Annotated in this window: 12 protein-coding genes; 2 read left to right on the top strand and 10 right to left on the bottom strand. The window is 60.6% G+C overall.

Translation table 11 applies throughout. From position 1 onward, the window contains the following. Nucleotides 1-89: 89 nt before the first annotated feature. The 10 genes from J3Q04_RS13305 to tssB all read right to left on the bottom strand — a co-directional run bounded on the left by J3Q04_RS13305 (nucleotide 90) and on the right by tssB (nucleotide 15,014). Nucleotides 90-1,343 carry an SEL1-like repeat protein gene (locus J3Q04_RS13305; RefSeq protein ID WP_434611331.1) on the bottom strand — a complete coding sequence of 418 codons (1,254 nt, stop codon included), beginning with the start codon at nucleotides 1,341-1,343 and terminating at the stop codon, nucleotides 90-92. Then, complete coding sequence (locus tag J3Q04_RS13310) at nucleotides 1,343-3,148, bottom strand: phospholipase D-like domain-containing protein (protein WP_434611328.1); 1,806 nt, start codon at nucleotides 3,146-3,148, stop codon at nucleotides 1,343-1,345. The genes J3Q04_RS13305 and J3Q04_RS13310 overlap by 1 nt, the downstream gene beginning before the upstream one ends. Then, complete coding sequence (locus tag J3Q04_RS13315) at nucleotides 3,145-5,856, bottom strand: type VI secretion system Vgr family protein (RefSeq protein WP_434611326.1); 2,712 nt, start codon at nucleotides 5,854-5,856, stop codon at nucleotides 3,145-3,147. The genes J3Q04_RS13310 and J3Q04_RS13315 overlap by 4 nt, the downstream gene beginning before the upstream one ends. Then, nucleotides 5,853-8,510: a type VI secretion system ATPase TssH gene (tssH, locus tag J3Q04_RS13320; RefSeq protein ID WP_434611324.1), complete on the bottom strand. Its 2,658-nt coding sequence runs from the start codon at nucleotides 8,508-8,510 to the stop codon at nucleotides 5,853-5,855. Before tssH ends, J3Q04_RS13315 begins: the two co-directional genes overlap by 4 nt. Before the next feature lie 144 nt (nucleotides 8,511-8,654). After that, nucleotides 8,655-9,146 carry an Hcp family type VI secretion system effector gene (locus J3Q04_RS13325; protein WP_420234474.1) on the bottom strand — a complete coding sequence of 164 codons (492 nt, stop codon included), beginning with the start codon at nucleotides 9,144-9,146 and terminating at the stop codon, nucleotides 8,655-8,657. A gap of 13 nt (nucleotides 9,147-9,159) precedes the next feature. After that, entirely contained in the window at nucleotides 9,160-10,887 is a 1,728-nt protein-coding gene (locus J3Q04_RS13330; protein ID WP_434611320.1) for an OmpA family protein, read from the bottom strand. 8 nt (nucleotides 10,888-10,895) lie between these two features. Beyond that, nucleotides 10,896-11,564, bottom strand: coding sequence for a type VI secretion system protein TssL, short form (gene tssL, locus J3Q04_RS13335; RefSeq protein ID WP_420766879.1), 669 nt, complete (start codon nucleotides 11,562-11,564; stop codon nucleotides 10,896-10,898). Next, a complete protein-coding gene (tssK, locus tag J3Q04_RS13340; RefSeq protein WP_434611317.1) occupies nucleotides 11,561-12,916 on the bottom strand; it encodes a type VI secretion system baseplate subunit TssK in 1,356 nt (451 codons plus the stop codon). Before tssK ends, tssL begins: the two co-directional genes overlap by 4 nt. Nucleotides 12,917-12,939: 23 nt before the next feature. After that, nucleotides 12,940-14,475, bottom strand: coding sequence for a type VI secretion system contractile sheath large subunit (gene tssC / locus J3Q04_RS13345; protein ID WP_434611316.1), 1,536 nt, complete (start codon nucleotides 14,473-14,475; stop codon nucleotides 12,940-12,942). Nucleotides 14,476-14,510: 35 nt separating this feature from the next. Beyond that, a complete protein-coding gene (gene tssB, locus J3Q04_RS13350) occupies nucleotides 14,511-15,014 on the bottom strand; it encodes a type VI secretion system contractile sheath small subunit (RefSeq protein WP_434611314.1) in 504 nt (167 codons plus the stop codon). A 478-nt stretch (nucleotides 15,015-15,492) separates the two neighbouring features. Between tssB and J3Q04_RS13355 the strand changes: the two genes are divergently transcribed. Then, the gene (locus J3Q04_RS13355) at nucleotides 15,493-16,308 is read left to right on the top strand and encodes a substrate-binding periplasmic protein (protein ID WP_434611576.1); all 816 of its coding nucleotides are present in this window, start codon (nucleotides 15,493-15,495) and stop codon (nucleotides 16,306-16,308) included. Between the two features lie 148 nt (nucleotides 16,309-16,456). Continuing rightward, a complete protein-coding gene (mexE, locus tag J3Q04_RS13360) occupies nucleotides 16,457-17,710 on the top strand; it encodes a multidrug efflux RND transporter periplasmic adaptor subunit MexE (protein WP_420766875.1) in 1,254 nt (417 codons plus the stop codon). The last annotated feature ends 15 nt before the right edge of the window (nucleotides 17,711-17,725 follow it).

A 17,725-nucleotide genomic window follows, 5' to 3' on the forward strand; every position in this document is an offset into this window, starting at 1 on the left:
TCGTTCAGGACGGCTTCGTAATGAAATTCGCGGTGTCCCATTCGGCTGATGCCTTCCACGCCTCATATCCCTGAACAGCAAGCGATCCCTCATCCGTGGAGCATCCATTCAACCTGTTCTGGGCCGACTGTCACCCGGTCCGGTAGCAGGAAACGACTCTGACGGTTACGCACGTTTAGCGTTGGCAGGATCTCGCCCTGTTCGAAGCGTCGAATCACGTCATACCCGGCGGCGATCCAGTAGCCGGTGCGCGGGCATGGTTCGCCGCTTCGGCAGCTTGGCGAGGGTTCGGCGGCCCTGATGAATGCGGAGGAGCGCGGCGTGGGTCTGCCGGTGGCGGTTTCGAGCCCCTTGGCCTCGGCCAGCTCGCGAATGAGCGCTTCGCTGGGCTTCTGCGGCGGGACATTGGCCAGGCGGGCTTCGAGCCATTGCAGCTTGCCGTCCCATTCAGGCAGTTCGGCGGGTGGCAGGGGGAGGATGTCGTTGATTTCGGGGACGGTGGGGTTGGCGTAGGAATATCTCGCGAGGATTCGCCAGATAGTTTTGTAGCGTTCGGCGCGTTCGAGATCTTCCTGTTGGTCGAGGTAGTACAGTCCATTAGTAATGGGCGGTGCACGAAATGCCTTTTCCAAACGTCCCGCAGCGTTCTCGTTACCGGCTGCGGCCCCTATCTGGAGTACATCAAGCGCCTGTTGATATTGCTCCTTGTGCTGAAGATCAATGCTCAATGTAACAGCCGCCTCACCATGGCCTTGCCCAGCGGCGCAACGATACATTTGTGTCGCTACTTCTGGTGCAACATCAATGGTTTCGAGTTTGTCTGCTATTAGGTACTGGGCTTGGGCGTTGCCCTCATTGGCTGCCTGACGGAAGTAACGCAACGACATATCGGCATCCTGATGCAACCCCGCCGAACCTTGCTGCAGGAAGATCCCAACGAAGTAGTAACCTGTCGCCACTCCCGCGTCGATCAAGGTTTGGCTCATACGCAAATGCTGGGCGCCACTCAGCTTAAAACGGCCTCGCATGGAGCCGTTCTGCAGGTTGATGTTGGCCTTGTAATGACCATGCTCTGCGGCGATGCGATACAGTCGTTCAATCTCGGTATCAACGGTCTTGTCCTGCTTGAGCTGGTTGTTTTTTTGCAACCAGCGCGCGTACTGGAACAGCACGTCGCTCTTTGCGGACGGCTCCGGGATCGTTTCGTGCTTGCAGGTGAAGGCCAGCTTGGTCTCGATCTTGGTTAAAGGCTTCACGGAAGGATCCTTTTTGGAGAAATTAAAGGTGCCACTGTTGCCGCAAGCGGCCATCAGCAGGCAAGACAGCAGGAGGATTCGGCGCATCAGTCGAGATCCTTCAGGATGGCTTTGTCGTAATAGAATTCGACGAGCGAAGCGCCGGGCTTTTCCTTGTTTTTTTGGAGGCGTTTGTTTTTATCGATAAGGTCCTGCCAAGCGTTAAACGCCTCCTCCGGATCATCCTGCGCCCCCCGCTTATCCGTATGCAGATCCCACAACCGCCGCCGCAACTTCTGGGTAACGCTCATCCACTCGTGAGCGATATTCAGCTCACTGTCCACCTGCATGCTCCGGGTGTTGATGTTGGCCGAGCCATGGGTAGTGAACACGTCGTTGATGATCATCAGCTTGGAGTGGATGTACACAGGCATCCACGGCTTGCCCGCCGGTGAGTCAGGGGCAACCAATGAGCAGATATGAACCTTCAGGCCGGGGATTTCCTCGGGCAGGACGGTGCTGTCCTTGATCTCTTGCGTTTTCTGGTCAAGCTCGGCCTGCCATTGGGCCAGTTCTCTCTGGCCCTCGCGGTCACGCGGTTCCGGGCGGGGCCTGGGCGGGGCTTCCTGTGGCAGTTTTTGAATGCGCCGCAGCTTGGTAACGCCGGGGATGGTGTTGGCGCGCCCGAGACTTTCGAGCATGCGTTGGGTGTTCACAGTGCCTGCACCGATGCCATCGTCGGTGGTGTTGGTGATCACGAACAGGTGCAGGGCGCCGTGCAGGCCGGGGTCGCGTCCGGCCTTGGTCTGGGTGGCGGCGACCGACTTGATGAATTCGGCCAGCGGCGGCCAGCGGAAATACTGGTTTTCGATGTAGATGAACTGGGTCGCGTTGTTGACGGCCTGCATATAGAGCCGCTCGATGTCGCGCTTGCCCTCCTGGGGCTGGGTACGCAGGATCTGGGCGATCTGCGGCATGCCGAGGGTGCGCAGTTGCGGCCCCACTTTCATGGACTGGCGCGAGGCGATCAGATTTTCGTCGGTCTCTTTGCGCCAGGCGATGGCGAAGTTGTGGTGCAGGTGCTCTAGGATCGGCCCGCTGACCTGGCTGGAAATATCCTGGCGTGGGGTGTCGCCGCGTGGGCCACGGTTGGGCGCGGGCTTGGTGTCCTTGGAGCGGTTCAGTGCCGAGTGCCCGTCGGTGTCCCAGTACTCATCGAGCATGTTGTGGCCCATGATGAAGCCGACCGCGCGCTCCGGCAGTTCGAAGTCCACCAGCACACTTTTCTGATGGTGGGTGGCCGTCCACCTCAGCGTCTGGCGCATCTTGGTGCTGATTTCGCTGTCGAGGCTCTCATACTTCACCCAATGAGCAATCTCGCCCCTTTCGTCCAGGTTGAAGCCGCGACTGACAAATACCGGCCGTGCGCCGGTGACGCGTTGCGCGGCCTCGTGGTCCGCGACCGCACACGCCGCAAACCACTGGCGATCGAAGGCGTACTGTTCTTCGGTGGTGCGCTGCATCGCCCGGTCCATGAGCCGGATCGAGCCTTTGCCGGGCAAATTGGCCTCACCGGCAAACCCTGCGGTATTAAACGGCATCTCCCAACCCAGCAACCGCACCTCAACGCCTTCCTGCGCCTTGGTCATGAGCAGTTCGCCGATGCAGGGTGCCTTGCCGTCGCGGATGAAGTACATCGACGGCTGGAATCCCCAGCAAATGATGTCGATGCTCTTGTTGGCTTTGGCAATGGCATGATGCACAGCCCTGAAGGTTTCCTCGCCATTGACCAAGGGTTCATAGCTCGCCATCACGGGATGGTATTCAGTGAGCTGGACGTACCATGGTGGGGTGCACACGGCTTCATTGGTGTGCTGTAGCGCGATGGGCACCACGATGTCCGGCAGCATCATTGGTCTGTTTCTTCCTTGGCAGGGTGGGGGGCGTCCATCAGGACGGCGTACAGTGCGCGGTGATTTGTGTGCGTAGAGGGGCCGGTCAATTCGGCGTCGGTCTGTGAGCGGTGGTTATGCAAACCACGGTTAGCCAAGTGCGCCTGTTCGGCATTGCGGTACTCGGTGGGTACCGGTAGTTGGTAGGTCAAGCCGTTGGACATCGTCAGTTGGTAGCCGCGAGTGACGGGCTGATGCTCGATCAGTAGATGCCCACTGTCGTCGAGCACGCCTTGTTGGAGGGGCACACCATCGGCCATGAGCGTATAGGGCATGCCCGCCCAACCTCGACCTGACGCATTGGGCGCTTGAGGCATTTGCAGGCGCAAAGGCTGCTTGGATAAACGCCGAGGGTAGTCCGGGTGTGAGGCCTTTATGCTGGCAGCGCCTTGCACATAATCGAAATTCGCCGACTTGACGATGAAATCCCCCAACGTTCCCGACTCAATCACCGCCTCATCCAGCGTGATGTAGCTGCCGCCTGCATTAAGGGTGATCTTCTTTTTCGCGACGATGCGGATCTCGTCTTCGGTGCTGGTGATGTCCAGCCCATGACGCGCCATCAGTTCCAGGCTGTCGTTCTGCGCCTGCACCACCACCGGTCCCTGGTTGGCGATCAGCTTGATTCCCAGCTTGCGCACGAACAGGCTCAGCCCCTGGCCAACGCCGATGAACAGGCGCCTGACCACGCTGAGGTCGGCTTGGCCGCCAGCGTTGAGCATCAGGTTGTGTTGCGCGGCCATTTGCAGGTGTTTGCCGCTGGTCACCGCGATGCCTTGGGGAGCGCTTAGCAGTAGGACGGAGGTTTTGAGCTGTTCGAGGTCTTGCCTGAGCAAGGCCAGTTGCGCTTGCACGTCGGCGGGTTCGGCCTGGCTCGCCTGTGCGTCGCTGGAAAGACTGTCCAACTGGTCCACGGCCTGCTGCAGCCGGTCTGCCGCCGCACTCATGTCCAGGACGTCGCCCTTGGCCTGGGTTTGCTCATCAGCACTGATAAACACCCCCTTGCCCGCACGAAGGGCGCCATGTCCATCGGTGCGCAACTCAAACCCTTCCCCCCGCTTCGTCTGCTCGGCATCCACCAGATGCCCCAGGTTCAACTGGCTCTTGCCGCTGTGCTCGGTGCTGAGCTTGATGTGCTCCTGCCCGCGGGTGTCGTCCATGCGTAGTTTGTTGTTGGTCGGAGTGCGCAGCACGTTGCGGCGCTCGTTGCGGGCGGTGACGGGGTCCGGGTGCCGGTCGTCGTGCAGGGCGTGGGCGATGTAGGGGCGGTCGGGGTCGCCGTGCTCGAAGGCCACCGCCACTTCGGTGCCGGCCTGCAGCGGGAAATGCAGGCCGTGGGTGTCGCCGCCGTAGGGTCGGGCCAGGCGCAGCCAGGCGCTTTCGCGGCCGGCTTGCCAGGTGTCGCGGTCGAACAGGAAGCGCACCTTGTAGCGGCCCTCGAAGTCGAGGTCAGCGTACGGCGGGTTGACTTCCGGGTGACTGACGCGGGCGGGAATGGTGCCGCTGATGCGCGGCTTGGGCGGCAGCGGTGGGCGAAAGCACACGGTTTCCGAGTAAGGAATCGCTTGGAAGGTGGCGATGAAGCTGCGGTCCCGGGCCGCTTCGGTGCGCAGGCTGACGATCACCGCGCCGAACTCGAAGGCCTGGGGCGCGCCGCCGGTGATTTCGAGCATCTGGGCCGGGGCCAGGGTGGCGCTGCTGGTGGTGCCGCTGAGGCGGGTCTGGTCATTGAGGTAGAGTTCATGGCGCAGGCGCGCGTAGAAAAAACCACTTTCGCTTTGCAGGTCCTCGTCCAGGGCATAGCGCTCGCCCAGCACCGTGTAGGGTTCGCCGTAGTGATAGGCCTCGCCGTAGGTGCCCTTGGCGCGGCGGGTATGGTCGACCTCGCCGTCGAGGAATGCGTAGGCCTCGCGATGGTGGTAGGCGCGAAAGTTGATGTTTTTTTCCACCACCTGGTGGGCGGTTTGCAGGTGCCAGACCGCGTCCTGCTCGTTGGCGCACAAGCCGGACGGCGGGCGACACGGCAACTTGACGCCGCGCTGGTAGTGCCGCTGGTCGTCGTGAAACTCCACCACGTCGATGCTCAGGCGGTCATCGCTGACGACCCGGTACCAGATGCCGACATCAGCCAGCAGGCGCTCGATGAAGGCCAGATCGCTTTCGTCGTATTGCATGACCTGTTCACGCCGGGGGTAGTCGCGCACCACATTGAAATAGAAATGCTGGCCCCGGAAATCATGGCGCGTGCGCAGGATGTGTTCGACGATCTGCGGCACCGACTGGTGCTGGTAGATCCGAAACTGCTTGCCCCGCGCCAGCAGCGCGAAACGCGGTTGCAACGTGATTTCGTAGCGGGCTTCGTCGTTGGAGCCGGACAGGCGCTTGAACGCCGTGATCGCGCCATTGAACGTGCGCAGCGGCTTGATCTCCGGCGGCGCGAAGCCCTTGGGCGTCGGCGGTGGCGGCAGCGGGTAAAGACTGAAGTAGGCATCCCGGTTGAGCAGGTCGGTGGCCACCAGGTCGCGCTCGGTGCAGGTGAATTCGATGCGGTAGTGGTAGGGCCGGCTCAGGTGCTCCTCGCCGGTGAAGGCCAGGACGTCGAGATGGGCTGTGAGGTCGCAGACGCTCAGGGTGTGGCGGCTGTGGTCGAAGAAGGTGGCCATGTTCATCGCGCAGGCTCCATGGCGACGGTGCCGGTCCCGGCCGTGTCCGCGACATCGATGAAACGCAGGGTGATGCCCTCCTCCTGGCAATAACCCAGGCGCACCCCGTTTGTTCTTATCTGCGCGGCCCGGCGTTGCAACAACTGTTGGCTCAGCACGGGCAAAATCTGTTCGTTGAGCAGGCTATCGATGTTGCGCGCCCCGGTATCGGGCAGCAGGCAAGCGGCAACCATCGCTTCGCCGAGGGCATCGTCGAACTCGCAATCCAGGCCATAGTGGCGCCGCAAACGGTGGGCAACCTGGCCCAGCTTGATCGCAACGATGGATTGCAGCGCACCGACTTGCAGCGGGCGATAGATGAGGGTCTGGAAACGCGCCAGCAAGGCCGGCTGAAAGTGTTCGCGCAGGATCGGTCGCAGGCATTCATGCAACGTGCCGTCCGGCGCGTCGGGTTGAACGTGAAGGCAGGCCTGCAACGCGTCGCTGCCCAGGTTGGAGGTCATCAGAATGACGGTGTTGCGAAAATCGACCTCTCGCCCTTCTCCATCACGCATGAAGCCACGATCGAACACTTGGTAGAACAGGTTCAGGACGTCGCGATGGGCTTTTTCCACCTCGTCGAGCAGCACGACGCTGTAGGGCCGTTGACGCACGGCTTCGGTCAGCACACCACCTTGTCCGTAACCGACGTAACCGGGCGGCGAACCTTTGAGCTGGCTGACAGTGTGGGCTTCCTGATACTCGGAAAGGTTGAGGGTGACGAGCGCCTTTTCGCCGCCGAACAGGGCGTCGGCCAAGGCCCGGGCGGTTTCGGTCTTGCCTACCCCGCTGGTGCCCACCAGCAGGAAAACGCCCAGGGGGCCTTTGTCATCGGCGAGCCCGGTCTTGGCGGCACGCAGGCGCTGAGCCAACGCTTCGAGGGCTGGGGCCTGGCCGACGACGCGCTCCGCCAATTGTTGTTCAAGCTCCAGCAGGTGCGCTTGTTCATCTTTGAGCAAACTGCCCAGGGGCACCCCAGTCCAATCGGCGATCACCTCAGCTACGCTGCGGGCGTCGACATCCAGGGATAACATCGGCTGATTGCCTTGGATCGCATCCAGTTCCTGTTGCAACTGGACACAGTCCACCCAGCGCGGCGGCTCTGCCTCGCGAGCATCGAGTAATTGTTGAGAGAGATCGAGCACCTGCCTGTATCGGCTCAGCAGCTCGATTCGGCCGCGTTCCAATTCGGCATGTTGCGCAGCGATCTGCCCGAGGCGTTCGGTGTCGACGCGACTGCCCAGGCCCTGGTCGGCTTCCAGTGCCTGTCGCTCCAGTTCCAGGGCAGCCTGCCGCGCCTTGACGTGGACCAACGCCTGGGGTTCGCAATCGACACTCATGCGCACCCTTGCACAGGCCGTGTCCAATAGGTCGACGGCCTTGTCCGGCAATTGACGGCCCGTGAGGTAGCGCCGCGACAGGATGACGGCCGCCTGCACCGCCGCATCCTGGATGTGGACGCCGTGGTGGCTCGCGTAGCGGGCCTTGAGGCCGCGCAACATGAGGCAGGCATTGGCATCGTCCGGTTCGTCGACCTTGACCTGCTGGAAGCGACGCTCCAATGCCGCATCCCGCTCGAAGTATTGCTTGTATTCGCCCCAGGTGGTCGCGGCGATGGTGCGCAATTCGCCACGGGCCAGGGCGGGTTTGAGCAGGTTTGCCGCGTCGGCGCCCCCCGCCTGGTTGCCGGCGCCGATCAGCGTATGGGCTTCGTCGATGAACAGCAGGATCGGCGTTTCGGACTGCTGCACCGCGTCGATGACGCTTTTGAGGCGGTGTTCGAACTCGCCCTTGACCCCGGCACCGGCTTGCAGCAACCCTAAATCCAGCGCGCGCACGCAGACGGACTTCAGGCTGTCGGGCACGTCGCCTTGGGCGATGCGCAGGGCGAGGCCTTCGACCAGCGCGGTTTTGCCCACGCCCGGCTCACCGACCAGGATCGGGTTGTTCTTGCGCCGGCGACTGAGTATGTCAATGACCTGACGTATCTCATCGTCGCGACCGAACACCGGATCAATTTGCCCTTCCCCAGCCCGGGCGGTCAGGTCCTGGGTGAATCTGTCCAGCAGTAGCGTGCGTGCATCAGGCTTGGCGTCTCCGTTCAAGGCGGCGATGGGATCGCTTATCGCAACAGGCTCCTGCCCTTGGGGACGCTCTTCGGAGACTTGATCCAGCAAAACAAACAGGCGTTGCAGTTGGAGCTCGCCGAGGCTGAGCAACGGCCAGGCCGCTTCGCAAACCAGCAGCCCGGGGTCGTCCATCAGCGCACCCAGCAGATGGGCGGAGCGCAGCCGGTCGTTGTCGTCATCCAGCGAGGCCCGCAGCCAGGCATGCTTGATCAGTTTTTGCAACGGTTCAGACAGCTGTGGCTTGGCCTGTACGCTGCGCGGCAGGTTATCGACGTGGTTGAGCAGGCCGCACCAAAGCACCTCCAGGTCCAGTTCGTGACGACGGGCGATGACGGTCAAGTCGCCCTCGCCCTGCCCCAGCAACTTGAGCAACCAGTGCTCGATGGTGATGTGGGCATGGGCGCGACTCTGACACATTGAGGCCGCGTCGCTCAGAGCCTGGGCGCAGTAGGGATTCAAACGACGAAGCAGACGCGAGGGGCTTTGTGCCATGGGGAGCATCCTTGTTCGGGTTCCGGTACAGGTCGGGTAAACGGTGGGGAAAACAGATGTTCTTGGCTGAACGCCCGCGAACGGACGCTCAACCCAGCACACCGGCAATCGGCGGCGCCGCGGTGGCCTTTGGGCTTATTCGCCTCAGGCGCTTTGGCGTTCGCTCCAGGAATCGGAATGAATGATGTTGCCGTCCTTGTAGGTCCAGGTGACCTTTTCGTAGCGCAACTCAATCTGTTCCAGGTGGTTATGCTTCTCTTTGGTCGGGTCTTTGATGTCGTGCATTTTTGGCGCGACCTTCACCACCTTGACGTTCTCCAGCTTGGTGATGAAGTACTCGACCTCCTGCCCGGCATCATCGATGCGGTACCACTTGAATTCGGCGCTCTTGAGCGTCTGCCCGGTGGTAACGGCCTTGTAGAGGTAGGGACTGGAGGCGTCGATTTCCTTTGAAAACAGGAACGGCGTATGAACTCGCGCGCCGGTCAGCTTGCCGGTGTTGTTATCGGTCGGGATGTACAGGCTGTGATCCTGAGCAACCACTTCGATGCTGCCCTCGCGCTTTTGTACATCCACGGAACCTTTGATTTGCGCGCCGCCGTCATCTTGCAGCCAGAGGTAAACGGGAATTGCCATGTGAAGCTCCTTTTCAAGATTGAATGTCGCTGAATGCGACTGGGGGTTGACTGTCCGACCCTGTCGTGGGGAACGCACAAGCGCCCACTTCAGGTACCAGACGGATATCGACTCGGCGGTTGGCCGCACGCCCCGCCTCGGTGTCATTGCTGGCGATCGGCTGGCTTGCGCCAAACCCTTGCACGGCGAAACACGTGTCGGGCATGCCGCCCACGTGCAGCATCCATTCATGCACGGCGGCGGCACGGGCTCGGGACAGCTTGAGGTTGTGCGCGGCTTCGCCGGTGGCATCGGTGTGCCCGGCAATCACGATCAGCCAGCCGGATCGTGCCTTGATGCCGACCAACGCTTTGACCAGTACCTTGGTTGAACCCGGCTTGAGCCGCGCGCTGCCCGGGCTGAACAGCGACAGGCTGTCTAGCCTCACGGGTTCGGACGCTTGCGCAGGCATTGGCCCGGACGACGTCAGACGACTGGAAAGCGCCGCCCTCAATGGCTCGCGCAAAAGGTCACCGCGATATAGCCCCATGCCCAGCGCCAGGGGTTCACCCTGTCGGTGGTAGGTCTGCAGCCGATGCGCGGTCTCACGGAGGTTGACCTCGGCTTGCTGGCGCCAGCGAGATGTTGGTTGTTCCTGAGGTTCCATCTCAAGGAGCGGCGCATAGCGGCGCAGGTCATCAGTGACCTGGCGCACCAACAAGTTGTTCTGCCATGCGGAACTGACCAGGGCGATCCCGCCGGCCAGGGCATACATCCACACGGCGATGATGGCGGCACGCTGCATCGAGGTACGTTGGGCCCGCAGTGGAATCAGGTTCAGCAGAGGATCCGGAAACGGCAGCACCGCTTGCATCTCCCCTGTCCTGGTGTCGACCAGCGCCACTTTGCTACGTAGCCGCTGCTCCCAGAGATTCCCCTCCACGGTTTGCGGTATTGCCGGCACCAACTTTATCGACCAGCACACCGCCGAGCCTCGCCCGTCACCACGTGAATTGAAATGCGGCAGCACCTCCTCGTGCAGCCACGCCACCGCATTGTTCAGCTGCACACCCGCATGCAACCGTGTCGCCCGCAGCGCCGAACGGGTGGGCTGTTGCAGCCAGTCAGCCAGATCGACACAGGCTCCGGCATCATGAACACGAGGATTATTGGGAGGACCATCCACCCAGCAGAACCATGGGTCCACGCGCTGAGGTGCGCGGACATAACTCACCAGCATCATTGGCAAGGACGCACCCTGCCTGCCTGCCAGCGCGGCTTGGTGACGAAACGCTCGTATCCGCCCCGCCAGTTCAGCTTCATTCCCGTGTGCCGCAGGGTTGATGACGAACATCACGCTGAGCTGAGCACCCCACCCCGGACGCAAGGCCAGCAGGCTCTCGGTCACGTTCGGCAACTGCTCGACACTCGGCACCCGTACATAGCAACCTTGATGGGTGACGCGTAGCGCCCATCGCTCGTCGGGGACGGTGCCGAACAGGCCATCCAGGGCGTCGCCGCAGACCAGGACCACCGGTTGACGAAACGACGAGGGTGGCATGACAACATCGGCGGCGAACTCTACCGACTGGCGCAATCGAGCCGCACGATGATTGGCCATCGCCCAAACCACCGTCGCAACGCCGATCATGACCAACACCGCGATCACGCGTATCCGGGTGTCGAGCGGGAGGATGAACAGCAATATCACGCCAAGCATCCCGGCCCATGCCCAAAGGACTCGTTTCAATGGAATCGTCATAGGGCCCCTCATGCCTGGCCGGGCATGAGGGAAACAACCACGCCGGCCAGCCAGTGATCCATTGCCCACCAGACACCGGCATGCAGCAGCGCCACCGCTATTCCATGGAACCATGGGGATTGATGCCGACCCAGGCGACCGCCCTTTCGCGTAGCAAGGTTCTGGCTGATATTCAAAGGCGGGACCTGAGCGTCGAGGGCGGCAAGCACTTGCTCGCGCTCAGGGTCGTCAGGGTCCGTGTAGCGGCCTCCGAAACCCAGCATGAGTACCCGATGGAACACGACAAGCACCCGTGGATCCGGTGATGGTTCGCGCAATACCAGGCGCATTTCCTCGTAGAGAAACTCACCGGCCTGGTGCCGGTTGAACAGCTTGGCCTGTAGCGGTTCGCGGCTCCATTCGGCTCGTATCGGGCCCTTCGTGCAGACGAGGATGGCTTCGTCGAGCAGCGCACATTGGGCATGACTGATGTGTTCGATGCTGCGCGGTTCCACCGCGAGCTGTTCGAGCTGCCGTCGAACCTGCTCGACCTGTTCCAGGCAAAGCTGCTGCAGCGCCTGGGTGTCGTGTACCGAAGTACCATGGCGTAACTCGACCACCAGCAAATAACTGTCCTGCAGCAAGGCGTCGATATGCTTCGCCATTGCGTGGGTTTGTTTCGTGAAGTTCAGCGTCATGTGCGTAACACCGCAAACAGTTCAAGTTGGACTTGCGACAAAGTGCTGGGCACGTAGCAAGCAAAAGCCCCGGCGGCCAGCATGGCCTGGCCCTTGGCGTGACCGAGATCGAGGGCGAAGTACTGGTTTTCCAGGCGCAGCGCGATGGCCGCGGGCACATGGCTGAGGGGCTTCAGGGGGACGCCGTCGAGCGCCGCATTGATCAGGTTGTCGACATCGGCCGGCGCGCCGACCTTGCACAAGCGAGGAAATTGCTCCTGCAACTGTGCCGCCGGTAACTGGCAGCGCACCGAGAGGTAGAAATCAGCGCCGTCAGGTTCACGTAGCCGGGCATCGTTGAGCGTTACCTGCCAGCGATTGGCGCTCGTGTTCTCCAGAACCAGTGCTATGACGCGCGAAGGCAGGCTGGCTTCAAGCAACGTTGCGATACAACGCATCAGCGGTGCAAACACCGTCTCCAGTTGCTCATGCCGATAGGCTGGAATCCTGTCGATATCGTGTTCCAGCGAAAACGTCAGCAGCCCCCCGGCCAGCTTGGCGAGCTCCAGATAGACCTGCTCGGGATGTCGCTGGGGATAGGACTTGATATCAGCCAGCACCGGCTCGTAGGTGTTCAAGGCGTTGAGCAACCAGAACAACGACACATCGGCTACAGCGAAGTCAGCCATGCGTTGATTGCTCTCCCGGCGCATGCCCATCAGGCGCTGCCGCTTGGCCGACAGCTGCGTCAATAGGTTGTCCAGCTGGAGCAACAGACCCGGGTGCGCGGCGAAACTGAGCAATGGCGGTACGTAGGCCGGATCGAGACGCCACTTGCCATGCCCTTCACGTATCAGGCGCGCGATGGGACAGACCAGGTAATCACCGTTGTCGTCCTTGTCCAGGCGCAGCGACAGGTTGTGCTCCAGCACCGCGATCGACTGCACTTCCTGCGCATAGAGATCCTGCACGCTACGCCAGTCTTGACGGTAACGGGTGGGCCGATCGGCGCGGCCCTCCTCCATCAGGCAATTGTTTCCGTTGGCCTGTTCCAGGGGCAGGGCCAGCAGCACGAGCGCCTCCCGGGTGTCGTCGGTCAATAACCGCGACAACTCCAGCCCAGGCGGAAGACGATCCACCCGTTCGCTGTCGAGCAGGGTACCGTCGGGCATGCACACGCTTAGCCGGGTTGCCTTGAGCTTACCAAGGCCCAATGCGTCGGTATCGAACTCGACGGCCGTCACGCCCCAGGGATGCGCCAAGGCCAAGCCGGCGCGTTGCTCGTTGGCCCACGCTTCCCAGCGCGCCTGTTGTTGAAACTGTTGCGCAGACAACAGGGTGCCGGACGTCCATAAGGGACGATCGATTTTCATGGCGTCATTTCCTTGAAAGCGAGTCAGGCTTTCGCCTTGGGCATTTGCGAGACCAGGGATAAGTTGACGTCCATGCCCTCGACCTGAAAGTGCGGCACTGCGTACAACTTGACCCGGAAGAAACCGGGGTTGTCCTCGATGTCCTCCACCGTCACCTTTGCGTCACGAAGAGGGTGCGAAGCCTGCAGGTCATCGCCCGGATCGGTCATTTCGGTGACAAGTCCGCCGATCCACTTGTTGAGTTCCAGCTCCAGCAAACGACGATCCTTGGTGGTGCCGATGTTTTCGCGTTGGATCAACTTCAAGTAATGGGCAATGCGCGAGAGCAGGAAGATATAGGGCAGCCGTGCGTTGATCCGGCTGTTGGCGGTAGCATCCGTGGTGTCGTACAATGCAGGTTTCTGAGCCGAGCTGGCGGAGAAGAAACAGGCGTAGTCGCGGTTCTTGTAATACGACAAGGGAATGAAACCGAGATTGGCGAATTCAAATTCGCGGGTTTCCGGGATCATCACCTCTGAAGGAATCTTCACCTGGTTGCCAGTGCCCAGGTCATACAAGTGGATCGGCAGGTCGGTGACTGCGCCGCCCGATTGAGGCCCACGGATCTGCACGCACCATCCATTGGCGATGAAGCTCTTGACCATGTTGGCGGCAAAGGCAAAGGATGCGTTGGTCCACAAATACCTGTCGTGATCGGGGCCCTTGACGCTCTCGATGTAATTGAAGCTGCGCACTGGCACGGTATCCGGGCCATAGGGCAGGCGACCCAGGACCCTCGGCATGGTCAGGCCGATGTATCGCGCATCGTCACTGTCGCGAAACGCCTTCCACTTGATGTATTCGGCGCGATCGAAATAGTTGCCGATGTCCTTGATGGCAGCCACTTCCTCCATGGATCGCTTGCCGAAAAATGCCGGCCCCACCGAACCGATGAAGGGCATATGGGCTGCCGCGGCGACTTTCGAGATATTACGCAGCAAGGCGATGTCCTGCGGGCTACGATCGAACTCGTAGTTGGAGATCGCTGCCGCGATCGGCTCTCCGCCCGGCGTGTCGTATTCACGGGTATAGGTATGCAGGTACAGCCCGCTCTGGGCGATTTCGGGGGCGTCTTCGAAGTCTCGTACCAGATCATCCTTGCTGATATCCAGCAGTTCTATTCGCACGTTCTGTCGAAAATCGGTCTGGTCGACCAGGGACTTTACGCCGCGCCAGGTTGATTCGATCCTTTGGAATTCGGCGTGATGCATGACCGCATCAAGTTGACGACTGATTTGCATGTCGAGCAACGCTATATGTTCATCCAGCAGCACTTTGTCCAATCGTTCCACTCTGTGCGGCGATTCCTTGAGCAACTTCAAGAACACACTGACAGCGGCAGTGACGCGCTCGTCAACCGAGGCCTCGGACAGCGCCTCGGCATGCTGGAAAGTTTCGATGCTTCCCAACTCCGCGATGGGATTCAAATTGATCTTACTGAACAGGGCTGCATAAACTCCCTTATCTTCAGCCAATACTGTAGCGCCGCGCGATTGCACGTTATTACTTTCAGTAGACATATGAATTTACTCTTTGGGCTGCCGCCCGTATTTGATTAGCGAATGTCTTTTGGCGCCAAGGCCGCCAATTCGTCCCGCAGTTCATTGCTGAGAGCATCATCCTGGAGGATGCGCTCCAATTCTTGACGGAAGGCCATGTTATCAAGCAGGTTCGACTTCAAGTCGCGTAGAAGATTGCGCATGGCCAGCAGCGCCCGTAATTGAGGGATCTGCCTGGCTACTTGTTCCGGCTCAAAGTCTTTCATGCGATGAAACTGCAGTTCGATTGAAATATCCTCCCCGTTGTCCGCCAATGTATTATGCGCAGCGATCGTCAAAGTTGGCGAAAACTCGGCCAGGACATGATCGACGTTGTGCTTGTTGATATTGATCTTGTCTCTGACGGATAAAGGGCGCTGTTCGCTGCCGTTGCTGTAATCTCCCATCACCATCAATTTGAGTGGCAACTCAACTTTCTTTTGCGCGCCGCCAGTGTGCAGATCAAGTTTGATATTGATCCTGCTCTTGGGTACTTCATTCTGGAAACTGTATGAAGCCATGCCTATTCCTCTCAAACCGGATGTTAAGTGTTCGCTGTACAAACATAGCGAAGCGGCGCAGAGCCGGACAGGTCTAAACCCAGGCCATTTCTACGAAAGAGAATGGACTCACAAGCTGTCGGAAAATGGCCTACAGATACGGTTTACAACGAAGCGTTGCCGACGTCGGTGCGCGGTTGACACCCGAGACGCGAGGGAGAGGCTTACAAACGAGGAATGACGCAAACCCATTTTCAAGCCGGGTTTCGCGGCGTCTATCTTGGGAGCGGTTGCCGCCATGCGAAGTTCAAGGCTTTTGTCTTCCGGATGATCTATACCTTCAGGTACACGTCGTCAGGCCAAGGGACAGGCCGACGTGTAGCCAATAATAATGTCGTGCCCTCGGTCGGGTGCTGCTTGCTTTTGGACAGCAGGAGGCTATTTGCGCGCCGCCTCCCTCAATAGAATGGCGCGCCTTTCAATGCCTGAAGTAACGATCATGAGCCGGATCACCCGCGTATTGAATGACCGTACCAGCGTATTGTCGCTGCTCTGCCTGCTCCTGGCTGTCGATAGCGCGTGCGGCGAGCCCCGGGTCATTGAACTGCACATCCTCGACGCGCCCCCGTTGACACTGCTCAACGACCCCAGGGGCCACGGCATTGTCGGCGATGTCGCCGTGAAGGCGATCACCCGCGCCGGGTATGCGGTAAAGATCCATGTGCTTCCCTGGGCCAGGGCGCAAAAGCACGTCAGTGAGGAGCATGACTTCTTGATAGCGCCGCTGTCGCGCATTCCGGGGCGAGAAACCCGCTTCACCTGGATCTCGTCGATCATGCCCATGGAGCGCGCGTTCTTCAGCCTCGATCATAAGGTCGGCAGCTTTGCCCAAGCGAAAGAAACCTTTCGCAAGGTGGGCGTCGGCCTGGGTAGCGCGCAAGAGGAAATCCTGCGCACCGAGGGCTTCCGGGACGACCAGATCTACCCGTTGGCCATCGGCGACAACCCTGCCCAAATGCTCCTGATGGGGCGCATCGATGCCTGGTTCAACGGCGTGCCCGAAAGCCGATATATCTGGCCAAAAGTTTCCAAGCGCAAGCTGCTCATGAGTTCAGTGGGCAGCAGTGCCGACCTCTATCTCGCGTGCTCCAGGCAATGCTCGGCGAAACTCGTCGAGGATTTGCGCGGCGCGGTGGAAGCGTTGCGCAATGAAGGGGCGATCAAGCGTATCCATGATCTTTATGTCCCGTTACATCGCCGAGCGGGCGGTGGCATCAGTCTTGCGAACCACCTGAAGGGATATCAACTGGATTGATAGCCAACTAACGAAAGCCCCGCGATAGAGGCCTCGTTGATGACTTATATCATTCCGGATGATAGTTACCTTTGTTTCATTCGATTCGTTCCTCTGCGCCTCGACACGCATCATCCGCCCATCTCAATACACTTGGCGGATGCTATCCATGGAACATTCACTTTCTAAATTGCGCTTTCCCCTCGCACTGTTGGCGGTGCTGGTGATCAGCGCTTGCGGTAAGACTCCCGATACGGCAGCTTCGATGCCGGCGGCCAAAGTCAGCGTGGCCAAGGTGCTGGAGCAGCCCGTCAACGAATGGGATGAATTCACCGGGCGCCTCGAAGCGCCGGAAACCGTCGAGATTCGCCCGCGGGTTTCGGGGCAGATCGATCAAGTTGCTTTCACCGAAGGCGCCCTGGTCAAGAAAGGCGACCTGTTGTTCCAGATCGACCCCCGCCCCTTCCAGGCGGAAGTGCGTCGTCTCGAAGCGCAACTGGCCCAGGCCCGCGCCACCGCGACCCGCAGCGAGAACGAGGCCCAACGTGGCGAACGCCTGCGTCTGAGCAATGCGATTTCCGCTGAACTGGCGGATTCGCGTACGACCGCTGCACAGGAAGCCCGCGCCGCCGTGGCAGGTATTCAAGCGCAGCTGGACCTGGCCAAGCTGAACCTCAGCTTCACCCGAGTTACCTCGCCCATCAACGGTCGTGTCAGCCGGGCGGAAATCACCGCCGGCAACCTGGTGACCGCCGACGTCACGCCGTTGACCAGTGTGGTGTCCACCGACAAGGTCTACGCCTACTTCGACGCCGACGAGCGTGTGTTCCTCAAGTACACCCAACTTGCCCGCCAAGGCCAGCGCGGCCAAGCCACGCCGGTCTACATGGGCCTGTCCAACGAAGACGGCAATCCGCACCTGGGCCAGATGAACTTCGTCGACAACCAGGTCAACCCACAGACCGGCACGATCCGTGGTCGCGCGGTGTTCGACAATAAAGACGGCGCCTTCACGCCAGGCCTTTATGCCCGACTGAAGCTGGTGGGCAGCGGCACCTATTCCGCCGTGCTGATCAACGACGAAGCCGTAGGCACCGACCTGGGCAAGAAATTCGTCCTGGTGATGGATGGCGAGAACAAGCCGGCCTACCGTGCTGTCGAGCTGGGGCCAAAGATCGAAGGCCTGCGCATCGTGCGCAACGGCCTGAGCAAGGACGACACCATTATCGTCAAGGGGCTGCAACGGGCCCGTCCGGGTTCGCCGGTTACGCCTGAAACCGTGCCGATGGCCAGCGAGCAGACCCTCGCCGCCCTGGCACAACAACGCAAAGCGCTCGAAGCCAGCAATCTGCCCCAGGTCGCGCCCTCCAAGGCAGCGTCCGGAGCGGCAGGCAAACTGGCCTCTGCGTCCCCACGCGGTTAAGGGACTGAACTCAAG

It is taken from the genome of Pseudomonas sp. D4-21 (genome assembly GCF_051132125.1).
In the GTDB taxonomy this organism is placed as follows: domain Bacteria; phylum Pseudomonadota; class Gammaproteobacteria; order Pseudomonadales; family Pseudomonadaceae; genus Aquipseudomonas.